General features: G+C 47.5%; 19 protein-coding genes and 1 riboswitch. Of the genes, 2 read left to right on the forward strand and 17 right to left on the reverse strand.

The genetic code is table 11. From position 1 onward, the window contains the following. Positions 1 to 93: 93 nt before the first annotated feature. From spoVT to FGT79_RS27505, 5 genes are all read right to left on the reverse strand, one after another. Positions 94 to 636, reverse strand: coding sequence for a stage V sporulation protein T (gene spoVT, locus FGT79_RS27490; RefSeq protein WP_138756043.1), 543 nt, complete (start codon positions 634 to 636; stop codon positions 94 to 96). A 494-nt stretch (positions 637 to 1,130) separates the two neighbouring features. Next, on the reverse strand, positions 1,131 to 1,316 hold the full coding sequence (locus tag FGT79_RS27495; RefSeq protein ID WP_138756044.1) for a hypothetical protein: 186 nt from the start codon (positions 1,314 to 1,316) through the stop codon (positions 1,131 to 1,133). 50 nt (positions 1,317 to 1,366) lie between these two features. Next, positions 1,367 to 2,140 carry an ABC transporter ATP-binding protein gene (locus tag FGT79_RS27500; RefSeq protein ID WP_138756045.1) on the reverse strand — a complete coding sequence of 258 codons (774 nt, stop codon included), beginning with the start codon at positions 2,138 to 2,140 and terminating at the stop codon, positions 1,367 to 1,369. Between the two features lie 48 nt (positions 2,141 to 2,188). Next, a riboswitch (guanidine-I (ykkC/yxkD leader) is annotated at positions 2,189 to 2,342 on the reverse strand. Between the two features lie 209 nt (positions 2,343 to 2,551). Next, entirely contained in the window at positions 2,552 to 2,725 is a 174-nt protein-coding gene (locus tag FGT79_RS31405) for a type II toxin-antitoxin system antitoxin (protein ID WP_171056480.1), read from the reverse strand. Between the two features lie 11 nt (positions 2,726 to 2,736). Next, the gene (locus FGT79_RS27505; RefSeq protein ID WP_138756046.1) at positions 2,737 to 3,609 is read right to left on the reverse strand and encodes an SPFH domain-containing protein; all 873 of its coding nucleotides are present in this window, start codon (positions 3,607 to 3,609) and stop codon (positions 2,737 to 2,739) included. Positions 3,610 to 3,797: 188 nt separating this feature from the next. Between FGT79_RS27505 and FGT79_RS27510 the strand changes: the two genes are divergently transcribed. Both FGT79_RS27510 and FGT79_RS27515 read left to right on the forward strand, forming a co-directional pair. Continuing rightward, complete coding sequence (locus FGT79_RS27510; protein ID WP_138756047.1) at positions 3,798 to 4,160, forward strand: MerR family transcriptional regulator; 363 nt, start codon at positions 3,798 to 3,800, stop codon at positions 4,158 to 4,160. 11 nt (positions 4,161 to 4,171) lie between these two features. Next, positions 4,172 to 4,492 carry a thioredoxin family protein gene (locus FGT79_RS27515; RefSeq protein WP_342778542.1) on the forward strand — a complete coding sequence of 107 codons (321 nt, stop codon included), beginning with the start codon at positions 4,172 to 4,174 and terminating at the stop codon, positions 4,490 to 4,492. A gap of 69 nt (positions 4,493 to 4,561) precedes the next feature. On the opposite strand, the gene urtE is transcribed toward FGT79_RS27515, so the two are convergent. From urtE to spoVG, 12 genes are all read right to left on the reverse strand, one after another. Next, positions 4,562 to 5,257, reverse strand: a complete 696-nt coding sequence (urtE, locus tag FGT79_RS27520; RefSeq protein WP_138756048.1) for an urea ABC transporter ATP-binding subunit UrtE — start codon at positions 5,255 to 5,257, stop codon at positions 4,562 to 4,564. Then, complete coding sequence (gene urtD, locus FGT79_RS27525; RefSeq protein WP_138756049.1) at positions 5,235 to 6,008, reverse strand: urea ABC transporter ATP-binding protein UrtD; 774 nt, start codon at positions 6,006 to 6,008, stop codon at positions 5,235 to 5,237. Before urtD ends, urtE begins: the two co-directional genes overlap by 23 nt. Beyond that, positions 5,980 to 7,062: an urea ABC transporter permease subunit UrtC gene (urtC, locus tag FGT79_RS27530; RefSeq protein WP_138756050.1), complete on the reverse strand. Its 1,083-nt coding sequence runs from the start codon at positions 7,060 to 7,062 to the stop codon at positions 5,980 to 5,982. The genes urtD and urtC overlap by 29 nt, the downstream gene beginning before the upstream one ends. A 20-nt stretch (positions 7,063 to 7,082) precedes the next feature. Further along, on the reverse strand, positions 7,083 to 7,988 hold the full coding sequence (gene urtB / locus FGT79_RS27535; RefSeq protein ID WP_138756051.1) for an urea ABC transporter permease subunit UrtB: 906 nt from the start codon (positions 7,986 to 7,988) through the stop codon (positions 7,083 to 7,085). A gap of 128 nt (positions 7,989 to 8,116) precedes the next feature. Further along, on the reverse strand, positions 8,117 to 9,391 hold the full coding sequence (gene urtA / locus FGT79_RS27540) for an urea ABC transporter substrate-binding protein (protein ID WP_171056481.1): 1,275 nt from the start codon (positions 9,389 to 9,391) through the stop codon (positions 8,117 to 8,119). Positions 9,392 to 9,872: 481 nt separating this feature from the next. After that, the gene (locus FGT79_RS27545) at positions 9,873 to 10,919 is read right to left on the reverse strand and encodes a peptidylprolyl isomerase (RefSeq protein WP_138756052.1); all 1,047 of its coding nucleotides are present in this window, start codon (positions 10,917 to 10,919) and stop codon (positions 9,873 to 9,875) included. A gap of 71 nt (positions 10,920 to 10,990) precedes the next feature. After that, complete coding sequence (gene mfd / locus FGT79_RS27550) at positions 10,991 to 14,518, reverse strand: transcription-repair coupling factor (RefSeq protein WP_138756053.1); 3,528 nt, start codon at positions 14,516 to 14,518, stop codon at positions 10,991 to 10,993. A gap of 110 nt (positions 14,519 to 14,628) precedes the next feature. Continuing rightward, the gene (gene fin / locus FGT79_RS27555) at positions 14,629 to 14,859 is read right to left on the reverse strand and encodes an anti-sigma-F factor Fin (protein WP_138756054.1); all 231 of its coding nucleotides are present in this window, start codon (positions 14,857 to 14,859) and stop codon (positions 14,629 to 14,631) included. Positions 14,860 to 14,922: 63 nt separating this feature from the next. Next, positions 14,923 to 15,483: an aminoacyl-tRNA hydrolase gene (pth, locus tag FGT79_RS27560; protein ID WP_138756081.1), complete on the reverse strand. Its 561-nt coding sequence runs from the start codon at positions 15,481 to 15,483 to the stop codon at positions 14,923 to 14,925. 180 nt (positions 15,484 to 15,663) lie between these two features. Beyond that, positions 15,664 to 16,314 carry a 50S ribosomal protein L25/general stress protein Ctc gene (locus tag FGT79_RS27565; RefSeq protein WP_138756055.1) on the reverse strand — a complete coding sequence of 217 codons (651 nt, stop codon included), beginning with the start codon at positions 16,312 to 16,314 and terminating at the stop codon, positions 15,664 to 15,666. 175 nt (positions 16,315 to 16,489) lie between these two features. After that, complete coding sequence (glmU, locus tag FGT79_RS27570) at positions 16,490 to 17,887, reverse strand: bifunctional UDP-N-acetylglucosamine diphosphorylase/glucosamine-1-phosphate N-acetyltransferase GlmU (RefSeq protein ID WP_138756056.1); 1,398 nt, start codon at positions 17,885 to 17,887, stop codon at positions 16,490 to 16,492. Between the two features lie 258 nt (positions 17,888 to 18,145). Continuing rightward, positions 18,146 to 18,433, reverse strand: coding sequence for a septation regulator SpoVG (gene spoVG / locus FGT79_RS27575; RefSeq protein ID WP_138756057.1), 288 nt, complete (start codon positions 18,431 to 18,433; stop codon positions 18,146 to 18,148). Positions 18,434 to 18,538: the final 105 nt, after the last annotated feature.

Here is an 18,538-nt window from a genome sequence, read left to right on the forward strand (position 1 = left end):
AGCTTCCCCAATCGAAATTTCTCTCGATTAAAGAAGCTGTCATTTGCTGAGGCTTTGCGGTTTTCTTGTCCTTCTTCCTTCAGACAATGCTGTCTACTGTTCCATCTGCTTCGCCAAAAAGCCTGCAGCTGTCTCGGCCATTTTCGTTTCCATGTTCGCCATTTTGACCGATTCATCCTTGCTGAGCAGTACAACCGTTCCAATCGGATCGCCGCCTGCGATAATTGGAGCAATCACGAATGAAGTATAGTTCTCCTGAATATCCTTCACAATTTCGAAAGCTCCGCCATTCGTTTCAGCCAGCGTTTTACGGTTCTCCATGCAGTTCTCCAGCACAGCGCCTACCTGCTTATCAAGCAGCTCTTTCTTGGAAGCTCCTGCAACAGCGATTATGGTATCCCGGTCCGTAATTAATGTAATGTGGTTCGTGCCCTCGAATAACGACTCCGCGTACTCCTTTGCGAAATCGCCAAGCTCGCCGATAGGAGAATATTTTTTTAGAATAACTTCGCCATCACGATCTACAAATATTTCTAGAGGGTCACCCTCGCGAATACGCAGTGTACGGCGGATCTCCTTCGGAATCACCACACGCCCGAGATCATCGATGCGACGTACAATTCCAGTTGCTTTCATTTCTTGTTGCCCCGCTTTCCTAGAGGATTTTGAATCGACTGGACTCATTCAATATATAAGGATTTATATGTTTTAGCATATAAATGTGCTTATATATCTCCGCGAAACGACTGCTTTTGCCTCAGAGGATGGCGACAGCCGTTTACGCTTGACTTGTTTATAACGAAGAAGAAACATCCTTCAAAGATTTTGAATCTGACCATAGTATTCATCCGCTCCCAAATTCTTATGCACGGATTAAAGTTCCAGCCAAACGTTCCATCTCTTTTTGATAAGGGGATCAACGATCACGCCAGCCCCGCGTTTCCGCTTCCTTATTATCCTTTCTCAGCATTCCCCACTTCTCCCTTTTGCTTGCATGCAATCATGAATCATTTGGAGATTCAATCACCCGCGGCATTTGCCCCATCAAAGTGAAGCGGCTGTCGCCGTGCTTTGACGGCGCGTTTACTTCAGAGAAATAAAGAGAAAGAATGGCGAAATTATACCCTTTCCTATGTTTTGAACAAAAAACATCCTGCCGCTCCGGAGAGAGCTGCAGGATGTCTGAAGAACATGGCAATCACAATGATGCCCAGTACCTTAAGGAGGCGCGGCCGCGCCTTTGGCCCAGGAGATAACAAAACTTCTTGATCTCGATTTACACTTTCTACACTATCTGTTCCAGACGCTTTCGCCATCCTCATACCTCCTATGATTAACCGCTGAATATTCGAATGATCGAGATGAGCTAATGCTTCAACAATTGCCCAAGCTCTCGCTTCAAAGCAAGGAAATCAGGATGCTCGCGCACCTCCGGCGTACGAGCCTCTGGCAGCTCTACACGGAATTCCTTTAGAATTCGACCAGGTCCCGCAGCCATTACCACAATTCGCTGAGATAGGAATATAGCCTCATCAATATCATGCGTAATGAACAGCACTGTCGTCTTTTCCTTCTCCCACACTTCGAGCAGCATTTCCTGCATTTCCAGCTTCGTCTGAGCGTCGAGCGCTCCGAACGGTTCATCCATCAGCAGTACCTTCGGCCGATTCGCAAGCGCACGCGCTATGGCCACTCGCTGCTTCATGCCGCCTGACAACTGCTTCGGGTACGCTTTGTCGAAGGATTCAAGGCGTATCACCTTCAAGAAGTAATTGGATATGCTGCGGCGCTCCATAATGGATACCCCTTTAAGCTTCAGCCCGTATTCAATATTTTCGCGTACAGTCAGCCACGGGAATAGCGTATACCCTTGAAATACCATCCCGCGGTCGGAGCCCGGCCCGATAATTTCCTCTCCATCTACCTGAAGTGATCCGCCGCTTGGCTCATCAAGACCAGCCACCATGCGAAGCAGCGTCGACTTTCCGCAGCCGGATGGTCCCAAAATAGTCAAAAATTCATTTTCTCCGATTGTCAGATCAATGTCTCGCAGCGCTTCGAACCGACTTTTTTTCGACTCGTATACTTTCTGCAATCCCTTCATTTCAATCGTGCCGTTACTCGATGCTGCAGCCAGCATAGGATCACTCCTTTATTTATTTAGGAATAAAGAAAAACCCAGGAGTATGTCTCCCAGGCTTTTATCCTTCCGTGTTATACAGCTTGGAGCCTATACGGCAACTTGCTATACGCCGTCTCTCGGACCAGAACTTAAACCATTTCCTTGCCGCTTCATGCGAAGCACAGCAAACGATTCAAACGGAACCCTAGACAACTTATTGCTCCCACACTAACTTGCTTATGAAAGCCTTTATTTAATTGTAATAAAACTTAACGTTAATTCGTAGTATAGAGCGAAACATACGGAATTGTCAATTAATATGTTAGGTTTTATTACATTATGCTGAGTTACACTCTTTTTTGCATCCAAAAAGCGGTCATCAGTCAAACCCTGATAACCGCTCTTCATACTCTCACAAGCGAAGCTTATTTACTCTTCCTCTTTGACCGGCCGCTTCAGCCTGCCAGCCTTGCCCAGCGCTTCTCTCAGCAAAAACTCAATGTGCCCATTGACGCTCCGGAATTCATCGGCAGCCCACTGCTCAAGCGCACGATGAATATCCGGATCCAATCGAAGCGGAAATGCTTTCTTTTCTTTTGCCATATCGTTCGCCTCTAGCCGTACAACGTTCCTGTATTGATAACCGGAGTCGCGGCACGATCGGACACGATCGCCACCATTAAGTTGTTCACCATTGCAGCCCGTCGTTCATCATCGAGCTTAATGCCGTTCTCTTCAAGCTGGCGCAGCGCCATATCCACCATGCCGACTGCTCCCTCCACAATCTTCGAGCGAGCCGATACAATCGCAATCGCCTGCTGTCTCTGAAGCATTGCACTTGCGATTTCCTGAGCATATGCCAGGTGGGTAAGCCGAGTTTCTATCACTTTCACACCTGCTGCCGATAGTCGGATTTGCAATTCACGGTTAAGCTCTGCTGCCACTTCATCTGCATTCCCTCTAAGCGACACTGCTGCATCATCAGAAAACACATCGTACGGATATTGCGCCGCAATATGACGAACAGCCGTCTCGCTTTGAATCTCGACAAATCGCTCATAATTGTCTACATCAAAGCTCGCTCTTGCCGTATCCATCACTTTAAACACGACGACGGCGCCAATTTCAACCGGATTTCCTTCCGCATCATTCACTTTAAGCGTCTGGCTGTTGAAATTGCGTACCTTCAACGAAATATTCGTTTTGCTCGTAAGAGGGAGCACCATCCACAAGCCGCTCTCCAGCACCGAGCCCATATACGTACCGAAGAAGGTGACAACCTTCGCTTCATTCGGCTGGACGATCATAAGTGATGACAAACAGATTGCTGCAAGCAGAAGCAGTACGATGCCAACAACAATAAACAATGGCGACACATTATCCTTAGAAGCCTCATTAATGATTAAGAATGCACCGCCCGCTATTGTCACAACCGATAGTAGCAGCGCCAAATATCCACTTACGTACCATGCTTTTTTTTCATTCATAGATTCTCGCCCCTTCGTTTTCTTTATATTGTTTTGATATAAAAATGATATCACTTTTTACATAAATAAGCAATTACTAAAAAGGCCTACATTTATTTTTCTTTCGTTCAAAAGAAACAGTTGACCCTGACACTGATGTCAACGTTTATACTAAATTTAAACCATTTCACAACCTCGGGGGCCCCGCTATGAGAATCGGTGAATTATCGCAATTAACAGGTATTAGCGTACGATCTTTGCGCCATTACGAGAAACAAGGACTAATCACCTCTATCCGTTTGCCTAATGGTTACCGCAACTATTCTCCGCTCGCGGTGGATACCGCCGCAACCATTAAGCTTTATTTGAATCTCGGTTTAACAACGGAGCAAATTTCTAGTTTCCTTACCTGCGTGCTAAAAAATAAAGAAGCGTTCTGCACCGAGGTCATGCCTGTTTATGAGCAAAAACTTGCCGAAATCGAAAGACAGCTCGCTCAACTTACTCAAATTAAAGCTAATTTAGTCGATCGAATGACCTCGTTGCAGCAAGGTGCTTCCACTAAAAAATGAGGAGGACTACGGTGACAATTAGGAATGCAGAATCAGATCAAATGCTCGTATCGATAGTAAGCAGCGGTGTCGTGCTTGTGGACTACGGAACGCCTTGGTGCCCGCCCTGCAAGACGCTGTTTGGCATTTTGGATGAGCTGGATCATGATTTGAATGGAAGACTTGATATCGTAAAGGTCAACTGTGAGAACCTACCGGCTTCCGCCTCAGCAGCAGGCGTGCTGGGCATGCCCACGGTTATCGTCTATCAGGACGGAATACCAATGGATAAGCTTGTTGGACTACGCCCTAAGGCGGTTTATCAAGCAATCGTCGAGAAATATTTATACTAAAAAGAAGCGCATCTGCTCATTCGGCAGATGCGCTTCTTTTCACAATACACAAGAAATGACTTCATTTCTCTACACCGTCAAATATTTGCGGATAACCTCATCATCGAGTGATTCCAGACCACCCTCCCAAGCAATCGCACCTTTCTCAAGCACGTAGAAATAATCGCCCACGCTTTTAACAAATTCAAGACTCTGCTCGACAAGCAGAACCGCCGTCTGCCCATCCGCCTTAATGGAGCGGATAACATCGCGAATATCATCAACAATCGAGGGCTGTATACCTTCGCATGGCTCATCGAGCAGCAGCACCTCCGGCTTGGAGGCAAGCGCCCTCGCGAACGCAAGCTGCTGCTGCTGTCCGCCGCTTAGATCACCGCCGCGCCGCTCATACATGGTTGGCAGCACAGGAAACTTCGCGAGTGCTTCTTCCGGCACAGCGGAAACCTTTACCTTCGACGCTTCCAAGCCAAGCAGCAAATTTTCATAAACGGATAGCTGTGCGAATATTTCTCGTCCCTGCGGCACATAGCCAATACCACTTCTCGCTCTCAGCCCTGGCGCTTTCTTCGTCAGATCCGATCCATTATAAGAAACAGAGCCCACGCGCGCTTTCAGCAGCCCCATGATACTCTTCATAAGTGTTGTCTTGCCTACGCCATTGCGTCCTAACAGGCATACGACCTGCCCCTTCTCCACCTTCAAAGACACATCACGCAGAATGACACTCTCACCATAACCTGCCTCAAGCTGTTGAACGGCTAACATCAGCATCCCGCCTTTTCCCCAAATACACTTCAGCCACGCGATCGTCTCGCTGAACCTCATCCATCGAGCCTTCTTTCAGCAATTTCCCCTCATGCATGACCGTAACCTTGCTCGCAAAGTTTCGCACAAATTCCATGTCATGCTCTACAACGACAATAGACCGCTTGCGGGCAATCTCATGAAGGAGCTCGCCCGTTTTATCCGTCTCCTTGTCCGTCATCCCTGCTACGGGCTCATCGAGCAGCAAAATTTCTGGTTCCTGAAGCAGCATCATGCCAATCTCCAGCCACTGCTTCTCCCCATGCGACAAGCCCCCTGCCCGCCATTCCGCCTTCTTCTGCAAACCGATCATCGTAAGCTGTCCATCAATACGCGAACGTTCCTCCTCCGCCATTCTAGCAAACAGAGTAGCAAACACAGTACGCTTCTGACGCATTGCAATTTCCAAGTTTTCAAATACGGTCATGGATGGAAAAATCGAAGGAGCCTGAAACTTTCGTCCGATGCCAAGCTCCGCGATCTGATGCTCCTTCTTCCTCGTTATATCGACTTTGCCGAAGGTTACACGCCCCGTGGTAGGCCTTACCTTGCCGCAGATCACGTCTAGAATGGTCGTTTTGCCCGCTCCATTCGGTCCGATAAGAAAACGAAGCTCTCCCTTATCCAGCTTCAAGTTCATCCCTTGAACAGCCTTGAAGCCATCGAATTCAACCGTTACATCATCACACAGCAGGATTGCGGATTCCTTCATGATTCGGCTCTCTCCTTTTTTTGCGAAACTTGATTTGGCTGACCAGACCTGCAACGCCCTTAGGCAGGAACACCACAACAACCACGAACAGTAATCCCATAAAAAATAACCAGCCCTGCGGATACGCTGTACTGAACTCACTTTTAGCCCAGTTCATTAATATCGCACCAAGCGCAGCTCCAACCAACGTCCCGCGTCCTCCGATAGCGACCCACAATACCATTTCAATTGATGGCACGATGCCTAGCATAGACGGTGAAATAATGCCGACATGGAGCACAAACAGCATACCTGCAACGCCTGCAATCCCTGCGGAAATGGTGAACACGACCATTTGATAAATCGCAGGGTTGTAGCCGATGAACCTAGCCCTGTTCTCCCCGTCACGAATAGCGCGGAGCACCTTGCCGAACCGACTTCCAATGACATAACGGCAGAAGATAAAAATAGCGATAAGCGCAACAACCGTAATGTAATACAATACACGTTTCGTTTCGGGCGAACCGATTGCATAGCCGAGTACGGTCGAATATCCTGTAATGCCATTCGTGCCGCCAGTGAATGCTTGCTGGCCAATGAGAAGCGTTGTCGTAATAATGACGAGCGCCTGCGTTAATATTGTGAAATACACGCCCCTAATCCGATTGCGGAAAGTGAAATATCCAAGCACCAGCGCGAGCAGAGCCGGTATCGCAATGCCCATAGCCACAGCAAACCAGAAGCTTTGGAACGGCTGCCAGAACAAGGGAAGCTCCTTTAGCCCGCTCCACCCCATGAAATCAGGCGGCTTGCCTCCGCTTGCCTCGAGCTTCAAATACATAGCCATCGCGTACGCACCAAGTCCAAAGAAGATGCCATGCCCTAAGCTCAGAATTCCAGTGTAGCCCCATATGAGGTCAAGCCCGAGCGCCACGATAGCAAAGGCTAGAAATTTCGCAAGCAGATTGAGCCTGAAATCACTTACGAACAGCGGTGCCGAGAATAAAGCTGCCGCTGCTGCTGCATAACCAATCAATATCCAAATACGCTGTGGCGTAAATTTTTGCAATCGCATGAGCATCCACCCTCCTTATCCTAATCCAGCGACCTCGAACGCATGGCAACAAGCCCCATAGGCTTCCATTGCAGGAAGGCAACGATACAAACAAACACGAGCACTTTACCAAGCGACGCATTCGTCCAATACTCGAACAGTGTATTGAACATACCGATTCCTGTTGCACCGAGCACAGTTCCAACTAGCTTCCCAACCCCGCCAAGCACAACCACCATAAAGGCATCAACGATATAATACGTCCCGAGCGAAGGACCAATAGGACCTAATAGCGTCAACGCGCAGCCAGCAATTCCCGCAATACCTGAGCCAATGGCGAAGGTCATCGCATCCACCCGCCTTGTTGACACGCCAAGACATGAGGCCATATCACGATTTTGCATCACTGCTCGCATCCGTCTTCCCTCATGGCTGCGATAAATGTAGAAGTACATCGCTACTAAGCAAGCAATCACAAGAGCGATAATGAATATGCGTTTATAAGGAAGCAGCGTACCATCCATAATTTTCAGACCGCCATTCAGCCATGCCGGGCTCGTTACTGCTACGTTAGGAGCACCGAATATGGACCTAGCCAACTGCTGCAATACTAGGCCTACTCCCCATGTCGCAAGCAAGCTGTCAAGCGGCCGGCCATATAAGAAGCGAATGAGCGACATTTCAAGAATAAGACCAAAAAGAAAAGCGATCACAAAGCTAACTGGCACCGCCAATACGAAATACCAATCAAACATTGATTTGGGCAAATAATCATGAAACAAATTTTGTGTAAGGTACGTCGAGTAAGCACCAATCATAATCAACTCGCCGTGCGCCATATTGATTACCTTCATGAGGCCGAACGTAATCGCTAGACCCAAAGCAACAAGCAACAAGATAGAGCTGATGCTCAATCCATTGAATATCTGCAGCAGAAACACTTCCATATGACCGCTCCCCTCTAACGTAAACCGCCGTTGCTGTTCACCTTTGCCAAACAGAAGGGGGAGCATTCGAAGCTACTCGAATACTCCCCCTTTTATGGCTGCGTATTAGACCATAGCTTGCTTATGAACTATTCTGTCGGTTGAATGCTAGCCGCCCATTCGTAGCCCTTCAAATAAGGATCAGGCTTAACAGCTTCACCCGAATTCCACAATTCCTTGAATTGACCATCAGCCTGCACCTCGCCGATTCGAACCGTTTTGTAGATATGCTGAGTCGCACCATCAATTTTCACTTTACCCTCCGGAGCGTCCCACTCCAGCTCTTTGGCCGCTTCTTTCACCTTATCCACTTCAACCGATCCAGCCTTCTCGACCGCCGCAGCCCATAAATACACTGCCGTATAGCCCGCTTCAATCGGATCGGCCGTTACACGCTCATCTCCGAATTTTTTCTTATAATTCTCAACGAATGTTTTGTTAGCCGGCGTATCTGTCGTTTGATAGTAATTCCACGCTGCAAGGTGACCTTCCAGCACATCGACACCAATGCCGCGAATCTCTTCCTCTGCAACCGATACGGACAAGGTCGTCAAATCTTTAGCTGTAATTCCCGCATCCTTCAACTGCTTGAAGAAGGCAACGTTACTGTCACCATTCAATGTATTGTACACAACATCCGGTTTCGCTTGTTTGATCTTGCTGATCAAAGTACTGTAATCGGTATGGCCGAGCGGTGTATATTCTTCACCAACGAGCTCGCCGCCCTCCGCTTTCAACTGCTCTTTAATAACGAGGTTTGCGGTGCGAGGGAACACATAGTCTGAGCCAAGCAAATAAAATTTCTTACCGCGGTTTTCAAGCAGCCACGAGACCGAAGGAACGATCTGTTGGTTCGTCGTAGCTCCTGTGTAGAAGATATTAGGGGATGATTCCAGTCCTTCGTACTGCACTGGGTACCAGAGTAAGCCGTTTAGCTCCTCGAATACCGGTTTCATTGCTTTCCGGCTAGCAGAGGTCCACCCGCCGAATACGGTAGCTACCTTATCTTCAGAAATGAGCTTACGAGCTTTCTCAGCAAAGGTCGGCCAATCAGAAGCACCATCCTCTAGCACAGGCACGATTTTTTTGCCTAATACCCCGCCTGCTGCATTAATCTCATCAATAGCCATCATCTCAGCATCAATAACTGAAACCTCACTAATTGCCATCGTGCCACTCTGCGAGTGCAGGATGCCTACTTTAATTTCCCCCTCTGTGCTTGCTCCCGAATTCGCTGTGTTTGTTGCTTTATCTGTCTCTCCATTCGTAGATGCCGTTTTGTTGTCATTTGCTCCGCAGCCTGCCAATACGATCGTTACTGCAACTAGCAACACACTGAATTGATAAAACATTCTCTTTTTCATCTTCCCACTCCCCAGTTCTGTATATTTCCCTCTATTTCCGAACGTTCTCTAAGAAACATTTTGTATCGTTCGTGGTTTCATTATAGAATGACCATAATATGTATGTCAATATACTTTACACCAAAATTTTAAATGGATAGAATTTTACTTAAAAATAGACTTTTAGGGGTGTTTTTATTCAATTTTACGTCATTAATTATAACACTGTAATTTCAACACTCTTTGTGATATGCTTTTTCCAATTCATTTATGACATATTTCCTGACATTATAAATAACAAAAAACTCACCCTAGGTAAACCCAAGGTGAGTACTGGCAACCATTTATTTTCTTTAACCCGCCGCTTTACGAGCTTAATCACAATGGCAGGTTGGAGCATCACGATACATTTGTCTTATCCTACCATCCATCCTTAGCGTCATATTGCATGAAAAAGACCCCTTAACCACGGCATGGTTAAAGGGTCCGGTAAGCATTCTGATTATTTTGTTGCAGGCGCTTCGGTTGGAGCATCTGTTGCCGCAGCATCGTCGCCAGCAGGCGCATCGCTTGCAGGCGTCTCTTCTTCAGCCTTAGGAAGCTTGCTTACGATTTCTTGCTTAGGAAGCTCGTCCGTCATGTATTTATTCATCAGCGTATACGCTACTGCGCTTTTCACGTCTTCTTTGGCTGCATCAGCCAATGTATCGAAGGCAGGCGTATCGCGTTTCTCTACAAGAATAACATGGTAGCCGAACTCTGTTTCCACAGGCTCTCCAACAATACCAATTTCTTGTTTGAACGCTGCCTGTTTAAACTCTTCTACCCAATTACCATTTTTTTGGTTCTCGTAAAGGCCGCCTTTTTCCTTAGAGCCTGGATCATCGGAATACTCTTTGGCAAGTACTGCCCAGTCTCCGCCTGCATCAAGCTTCTGTTTCACTTCTTTGGCGCGAGCTAGAGCTTCTTCAGCTGTGCGAAGCTCCTTCTCTTCCTGCGAAGATTGATCCTTAGTAGCTACTAGAATATGACGCACCGTAACCGTAGCATAATTAATTAGATTCGTTTCATATTCCGTTTTCATTTGCTCTTCTGTCACTTGGGAGTTCATGTGTGCAACGACCTTCGAACTGAGCAGCAAATAATTTTCCATATCTTTGTTTTTCAATTTCTTCGCATCTAAAGCAGCTTTTAGCTCCGTATTTGTTTTGAGCTGAGACTTAAACTCCGTCATTTGCTCGGCTACTTCTTTCTCGGCTGTTTTAACAGATTCGTCAGAAGCCTGACTGCCAAGAATTTTGTATGAAATATACTGCTGGAGCAACTGCTCCTTAAATTGCGGTATTTCAACAAGCTGTGCGTAGGTAGGCTGAATCACAGTGAATACATCCAAATACTTGTTAAATTCCTTATCTGTTACGTTGCCGCCTTTGTACGTTGCAACTTCGGTTTCTTTCGCGCCGCATGCCGCCAATGTCATGACGAGCAATGCTGCCACGATAAGCAGCGCGCTCTTGCGCCATGCCAATTTGCGTGAATTGTGTAACATGTTGAATCCCCTTTCATCTATTAAGCTTGATCATATTGTATCAGAAAAGCATCATATAAAGCGAATATTGTCTACGGCATTGCCTTTTGCAATTGTTCCTGATCCAGCAGCGTATCCTTGTACCCTTGCAGAAATTGTTCGATCACATGAATCTTCTGCTCCATGCTCAGACCCTTGCCCCGCAGCAGAATACTTGGATTCGGTTCCTGATCACTTCCTTGCTTGAAGCGGTTCTCATGCTTCAGGCAAAGCTGATCCACTTTTTTACGGTCAATTCGGCGTTTCTCACCTGTAGCAAACCTTAGAAGAATGTCATCGCCCTTGCCGCCAACCTGCTCGATTCCATATAAAGTGCCATATACTTTCATTCTCGCAACCGCTAGTAGATTGCTTACCGCCTGCGGCAAATCTCCAAACCGGTCTACGAGCTCATCGATAACATCATCCGATTCCTCGAAAGTACGTATGGCAGCAACTTTTTTGTAAATTTCGATTTTTTGAATGCTGTCATAAATGTAATCAGAAGGCAGGTACGCATCGATGCTAACATCGATTACTGTGCTAACCGGCTTCTCTACCTTGACTTCCTCGCCGCTCATCTCCGCCTTGCGCTTGGCAATCTCATCCGCAAGCATTTGCGAGTACATATCGAAGCCTACAGAAGCAATGAAGCCATGCTGCTCAGCTCCTAGCAAATTGCCCGCTCCGCGTATCGATAAATCTCGCATAGCGATTTTGAACCCGGAGCCGAGCTCCGTGAACTCCTTGATTGACTGAAGTCGTTTTTCAGCCACCTCTGTAAGTACTTTGTCGCGTTGGTATGTGAAATAGGCATACGCGATACGGTTTGACCTGCCTACTCGTCCACGCAGCTGGTAGAGTTGCGAGAGTCCCATTTTGTCCGCGTCGTGCACGATCAGCGTATTTACGTTCGGAATGTCAACGCCTGTTTCGATAATGCTTGTACTGACCAGTACATCTGATTCGCCGTCTAGGAAGTCGAGAATCGTCTTCTCCAGCTCCTGCTCCGACATTTGACCATGCCCGACTGCAACTCTAGCACCTGGCACCAATGCATTTATCTGCTCGGCCATTTGATAGATGCCTTGTACCCTATTATACAAGTAGTAGACTTGGCCGCCGCGTGCAAGCTCCCGCTCAATGGACTCTCGTACGAGGGACGGGCTGTATTCCACCACATAGGTTTGTACGGGGAAACGATTCTCCGGCGGCGTCTCAATAACCGACAAATCCCTCACGCCAAGCATCGACATATGCAGCGTTCTTGGAATCGGCGTCGCTGTCAACGTAAGCACATCAACGTTTGTTTTCAGCTTCTTCAGCTTCTCCTTATGCGAGACGCCAAAGCGCTGCTCTTCATCGACAATTAGCAGCCCGAGCGATTTGAATATAATATCCTGAGACAACAAGCGGTGAGTGCCGATAACGACGTCAACGGTTCCGGCCTTCAGCCCCTTCATCGTATCATTCTGCTCTTTGCGTGAGCGGAAGCGGCTGAGTACCTGAACATTAATCGGATAACCGGCGAAACGCTCCTTAAAGGTTTCATAATGCTGCTGTGCCAGAATCGTTGTCGGTACAAGAACAGCTACCTGCTTGCTATCCATCGCTGACTTGAATGCCGCACGGATCGCAACCTCTGTTTTCCCATACCCTACGTCACCACATAACAGCCGATCCATAGGCTGTGTTTTCTCCATGTCCTTCTTAATTTCTTCAATTGCCCTAAGCTGATCCCGAGTTTCATCATAAGGGAACATAGCCTCGAATTCATTCTGATAAGAGGTATCTTGTCCGAAGGCATAGCCTGGTGCGGTCTGCCGTTCAGCATAGAGCTTGATCAAATCATCGGCGATATCCTGCACAGATGCTTTCACTTTACTCTTCGCCCGCGTCCATTCACTGCCGCCCAGCTTATTGACCTTAGGCTCTTTCTCCTCATTGCCTACATATTTCTGAATCATATCTACTTGCTCGATAGGAACGGACAACTTGTCGCCGCCCGCGTATAGAATATGCAAATAGTCCTTATGAATGCCTGCGATTTCAAGCGTTCCAATGCCTACGTATTTACCAATGCCGTGATTGTGATGTACGACATAGTCGCCGACTTTCAGCTCCGTATAGCTCTTGATACGCTCTGCATTGTCTACCTTCTTATCCAACCGCCTTGCTTTGCGCTGCTTCTGCGAGAACATCTCGCCTTCCGTAATGATGACGAGATGAGACGAGGGAAGCTCAAACCCCGATTGCAGATTGCCTTCAAGAATCGTCGGTATTTCAATACTGTAATCATCTAGAACTCGGCGCATCCGCTCCATACGCTCGGCGTTGCCGGCAAGCATCATGACCGTTGCACCCGTCTTACGCCAGCGCTCCATTTCGGTTTTTAGTACATTCATTTGCCCGTGGAAGTTCTGCATCGAACGGCTGGTCATGTTTAATATGTTTTGCGGCTGTGAATGTGGAATTTGTCTGAGAAACAGCGAAAGGAACAAGGTTGGAAAAGGACGGCGATGCAGAATCTCCTCTGTTTCGCGCGCCAGTACAAAGCCCGGCAGCGATTTGCCGTTCTGCAGCAGATGCATCGACCACTCCGCCTCATCCCGCTCCAATTGTTTGGAGGTCTCGATCAAACGCGTCGGCTCGTCTAATATAAGCAGCGTATCACTTGGCATATAATCAAGGATCGTCTGCCGCTCTGGGTACAATAAAGAAACATATTTATAAATTTCAGGGAAATACATATGCTCGCGCAATCGTTCAATCTCGCCGCCAAGCTCCGTACGAAGACGATCCTTCGCTGTACGATCTGTCATCTTGTCGAGCTGCTTCTCAAGCAGCTGCTGCGCATGATTTGCCGCAATCTCCATCCGCTGTCCATCAGAGAGAAGCTCCTGACATGGCGGAACGACAAAGGACTCAAGACGGTCCAAGGAACGCTGATCCGCCGGATCGAATGTACGAATAGAATCAACATCGTCTCCAAACCACTCAATGCGGTACGCATTGGCATCGGATATTGGATAAAAGTCGACAATACCACCACGCACGCTCAGCTCGCCACGCAGCTCTACGCGGTCAGCTCTCGTATAGCCGAGCGCCGTCATTTGGCGTAAGAATTGGTCAATCGGCAAAGAGTCTCCTACTTGAATAGCAATATGCGCTTCAGCCATGACGCTGCTGATAGGAAGATAGCGCCTTACGCCAGAGAAAGGCACGACAACAATCCCGCGATAGCCTTTGGACAGCTTGATCAGCACATCCATTCGCTGCGCCAGCGTCTCGGGACTCGAGATCGCCGCTTCGGCAGCAACAAGCTCATTCGCGGGATATAGCAATACGTTATCTGGAGAGAGGCATTCCTGCAAATCCTCTGCGATTTTCTGCGCCGAGAACATATTATGGGTAACCACGAGCATTGGACGCTCTACATCCTCCTGCAATGCTGCAATAAGCACTTGCCTGGAGGAGCCTGCGAGCCCAGATATCATCTGTTCACGCATGCCTTTACGAATACCGGATATGACAGACTGAACGTCCGCATCCGCGGCAAAAGCATTAATTAACGCTTTCAACTGTTGGATCGCCTCGTTTCTATACACAATCGGAGAGTGATATGATCACTCCCTGTACATTGAAAAGAAGCCTCAGCCAAACCGCTAAGGCTCACATTATTCACTTGCCATCATTGAAGTGGATTAGCTACCAAATGAAGCTCCGGATTCGTGTCTATCGCCTCGCGGCAATAATCACAAACCACCTTTACCGTCACATCTCCATTCGGGTCATACGCTATTATATCGCTGCGTTCTTCGGGGGTCAAGAAATGGAAACCGAGCTGCTGCTCCGTAATATCTGACCCGCTAAGCGACCCAATTGACGTTCTGCAATGTCTACAAATATAGTTTACAGCCATATGTATGCCTCCTGAAGAGTCGTTATACCCTTCAGTATGCCCGCATTGTTGTCATTTAACAGATTAACGGTTAAACTTTGCCATCGTTTCCTCAAATGGTGCCTTTAATCTGAATTCAATGGCATCGCAAGCGTCTGAGATCATTGCAGCCAGTTTCTCATGTTCATTCTTTGGAAAAGACGAAAGCACATAATCTGCTATGTTCATTCCCGGCTGCGGACGTGATATGCCCATGCGAACACGGTCGAACGTCTGTGTACCCAGATGCTGAATAAGCGACTTGATGCCGTTATGGCCGCCTGCGCTGCCTTGATAACGAAGCCTAAGCTTGCCAATCTCCGTATCCAAATCATCATACACAATGAGTCCGTCTTCTACATCAGCTTTGAAATAATCAAGAAAGGAACGAACGGACTCCCCAGATAGATTCATATATGTCATCGGTTTAATAAGAATGACCTTCGTGCCCTGCACGTTGCCCTCACCGATTAATGCCTTACATTTGTTTTGCGTCACGCTAATGCCCCAGCGCTTTGCCAGCTCATCAATAACCATAAATCCGACATTATGCCTAGTCCCTTGATAAGCGCCGCCAGGATTACCTAATCCTGCAATCCACCTCATCGCTTGCTCCACTCCTTTACGGACAAATGTAACATAATCTGTTGCAAGCGTAAACATCCAAGACTGGATAATCATGCTGATATTTAACCGCGTTGCCATCCAGCTCACATCACAAACAACGCCGCCCTGTATAAGGACGGCGCCGAGCAGACCATGCTTCTATGCGAAGAAAAGGAACCTCTACAGGCTCTTAACGCCTTCAAGCTGCTCTTCCTTGGAACGCGCTTCTGCCTCTGCAGCCTCCACAGCAGCATTCTCTGCCTCTTCCTCGGTAAGCTCCTTCTGCGGCGCAAGTATCGTAACGACAACCTGCTCTTGATCAGCCAGCGCCTCTATGCCCTTAGGCAGCAACAAATCGCTAACTAATAAGCTTTCGCCGACTTCGAGTGTCGATATATCAACACTTACCGAATCAGGAATGTTTCCTGGCAAGCACTGAACCTCCAGCTCATGCAGAATCATTTGGAGAATTCCACCTTCGCGTACGCCTTGGGAGTCACCTTCGGCATGTATGCGAACATTCGCACGGACATTTTCATTCATATTTATTTGGTGGAAATCAACATGTATCACCTGACGGCTCAATGAATCCCGCTGTATTTCAGAGATCATGACAGACGTCTTGCCATGAGAAGGAATATTCACTTCAAGCACCGCATTCGGTTGCGTGCGCAGCAACGCCTGCAGCTCTTTGCCGTCAACGGCTACTTGTGCAGTATCCTGTAACTGTTTTCCGTAAATAACGCCAGGTATTTTTCCTTGGAGCCGCAATTGGCGCAACTCACCTTTCGTCGTGACTGTTCGTTGATCCGCCTTCATAGCAATACTCATATGGATTACCTCCTAGTGTTTGCTTAGTTTTGAATAACTGAACTAAGCATCATAAATCATGTCCCTATAACTTACCCACTCTCCGCTCAAATTAAACTTTTGACAAAAAATAAACAGGCAGTGGTGAATTCAGTTTTGAATTCGTCCCTGCCTGTTTGATATAGGAGTAATGAAGTTATGGCTGCTTCTTGTCTTTCTTTGCTTTCGCTCGTCCACGGATTTTATCCGCATAACCCGCTTTATTGACCTGGCGCTCGCGCGCGATTGCCAAATCACCGGCAGGTACATCATGTGTAACGGTTGAGCCAGCTACAACATAAGCGCCATCACCAATTTTAACCGGTGCAATCAAGTTGACGTTGCTTCCTACGAATGCATGGTCACCGATTTCAGTTACAAACTTATTAAAGCCATCATAGTTGACTGTGATTGCTCCACAGCCGATATTAACGTCTTTGCCTACCTTAGCATCGCCAACATAGCTTAGATGAGAAACTTTGCTGCCATCATCAAGCGAAGCGTTTTTGAGCTCTACGAAATCCCCGATTTTGCAGCCTTTGCCAAGCTTGGAGCCTGGACGTAGATTTGCATATGGTCCTACGGAGCTTGTATCGCCTACGACAGACTCGGCAACCACTGAGTATTTGATCGTTACGCCATTGCCGATAACACTGTCTGCAATGTCCGCTTGCGGTCCAATCACGCAATCCTCGCCAATAACGGTTGAACCACGCAGCACAGTACCTGGGTAAATAACGGTGTCTGAACCGATTTGCACACCAGCTTCGATATACGTAGATGAAGCATCAATGAGAGTTACACCTGCAAGCAGATGCTTGCGGTTAATTCGCTCACGCATATAGCCTTCTGCCTCAGCAAGTGCTACACGATCATTGACACCAATCGCCTCGGCTAGATCAGTTGTACAGTAGCCCTGCACGGATTCGCCTGATTCACGGAAAATACCAATAACGTCTGGCAAATAGTATTCGCCCTGTGCATTGTTGTTCGTAACCTGTCCGAGCGCTGCGAACAGCTTCTGATTATCGAAGCAGTATGTGCCTGTATTAATCTCCAAGACAGCTGCTTCCTCTGGGGAGCAGTCCTTCTGCTCCACAATTCGCTGAACGGTACCATCTACTCCACGAATAATACGGCCATATCCTGTCGGATCAGCAAAGGCTGCCGTAAGAACGGTCGCTGCCGCCCCGCTGGAATGATGAAGCTCTAGCATCGCGTTAATCGTTGATGCTTGCACAAGCGGCGTATCACCGCAAATAACGATCGTCGTGCCCACTTCTCCTCCAAGCAATGCTTCAGCCTGACGTACGGCGTGGCCTGTACCTAGCTGCTGCTCTTGAAGGATATACTCTGCGCTGTCGCCCAAATACGATTTGACCATTTCTGCACCGTGTCCAACAATAACAACCGAACGCTCCGCAGCTGCCTCCTTCACCACATCGACCACATGACCAACCATCGGTTTGCCGCATACGGGATGAAGCACTTTATATAACTTCGATTTCATTCGCTTGCCCTGTCCAGCAGCAAGCACAATCGCCATTACTTTCAATTAAAAGACCCCCTAGATCATCTATGAATAAGCCTTGCGGCATTTCGCCATTTACTAGCTATATTATATTCCATTATACGAAGATGTTCTTCAATTTCCAAGCGTTAATGGCCTATGTTCCTCTTTACCTGAATGGATAATCACTTTCTCCTTTTTAGTAGCCCTCACACCTGCCCACCTGCTACAACCGCAAAAAAAAGAAAAGAGAGCCATGGCTCTCTTCTCCAATCAACCCCAACCTCGAAAAAAAAACTTTGTTTACGCGCCTTCTTCAATAACAATTTCTTCTGTTTCTGCAGCTCGCTCGTATTCAGCGAGAACAGCAGCCTGGATTTTCTCCCGAGTTGTTGAAGAGATCGGATGAGCGATATCCCGAAATTCTCCATCCGGAGTACGTTTGCTTGGCATTGCAACGAACATACCATTGTTTCCATCGATGACACGAATATCGTGAACAACGAATTCATTATCAATAGTAATGGATGCGATTGCCTTCATACGCCCTTCGGAATTTACGCGGCGGAGTCTGACATCAGTAATTTGCACTTGTGTTCACCACCTTTGTCTATCAGAGACTTGGTGTATACTTCCACGTTTTTGTGCCAATTCCTTCTACATTTTTGGTAAAATCATGCTCTATTTAAAATATTT

This window comes from Paenibacillus sinopodophylli, assembly GCF_005930355.1.
GTDB classification, from domain to species: domain Bacteria; phylum Bacillota; class Bacilli; order Paenibacillales; family Paenibacillaceae; genus Pristimantibacillus; species Pristimantibacillus sinopodophylli.

What these genes read in the sequence shown, in the direction of transcription:
- spoVT (WP_138756043.1), bottom strand. Translation starts at nt 636, where the DNA reads ATGAAAGCAACTGGAATTGTACGTCGCATCGATGATCTCGGGCGTGTG.
- FGT79_RS27510 (WP_138756047.1), top strand. Translation starts at nt 3,798, where the DNA reads ATGAGAATCGGTGAATTATCGCAATTAACAGGTATTAGCGTACGATCT.
- FGT79_RS27505 (WP_138756046.1), bottom strand. Translation starts at nt 3,609, where the DNA reads ATGAATGAAAAAAAAGCATGGTACGTAAGTGGATATTTGGCGCTGCTA.
- urtC (WP_138756050.1), bottom strand. Translation starts at nt 7,062, where the DNA reads ATGCGATTGCAAAAATTTACGCCACAGCGTATTTGGATATTGATTGGT.
- FGT79_RS27565 (WP_138756055.1), bottom strand. Translation starts at nt 16,314, where the DNA reads ATGAGTATTGCTATGAAGGCGGATCAACGAACAGTCACGACGAAAGGT.
- FGT79_RS27545 (WP_138756052.1), bottom strand. Translation starts at nt 10,919, where the DNA reads ATGTTACACAATTCACGCAAATTGGCATGGCGCAAGAGCGCGCTGCTT.
- urtB (WP_138756051.1), bottom strand. Translation starts at nt 7,988, where the DNA reads ATGGAAGTGTTTCTGCTGCAGATATTCAATGGATTGAGCATCAGCTCT.
- FGT79_RS27495 (WP_138756044.1), bottom strand. Translation starts at nt 1,316, where the DNA reads ATGGCGAAAGCGTCTGGAACAGATAGTGTAGAAAGTGTAAATCGAGAT.
- pth (WP_138756081.1), bottom strand. Translation starts at nt 15,483, where the DNA reads ATGAGGTGGATTGCAGGATTAGGTAATCCTGGCGGCGCTTATCAAGGG.
- urtD (WP_138756049.1), bottom strand. Translation starts at nt 6,008, where the DNA reads ATGAAGGAATCCGCAATCCTGCTGTGTGATGATGTAACGGTTGAATTC.
- urtA (WP_171056481.1), bottom strand. Translation starts at nt 9,391, where the DNA reads ATGAAAAAGAGAATGTTTTATCAATTCAGTGTGTTGCTAGTTGCAGTA.
- fin (WP_138756054.1), bottom strand. Translation starts at nt 14,859, where the DNA reads ATGGCTGTAAACTATATTTGTAGACATTGCAGAACGTCAATTGGGTCG.
- FGT79_RS27500 (WP_138756045.1), bottom strand. Translation starts at nt 2,140, where the DNA reads ATGCTGGCTGCAGCATCGAGTAACGGCACGATTGAAATGAAGGGATTG.
- urtE (WP_138756048.1), bottom strand. Translation starts at nt 5,257, where the DNA reads ATGTTAGCCGTTCAACAGCTTGAGGCAGGTTATGGTGAGAGTGTCATT.
- FGT79_RS31405 (WP_171056480.1), bottom strand. Translation starts at nt 2,725, where the DNA reads ATGGCAAAAGAAAAGAAAGCATTTCCGCTTCGATTGGATCCGGATATT.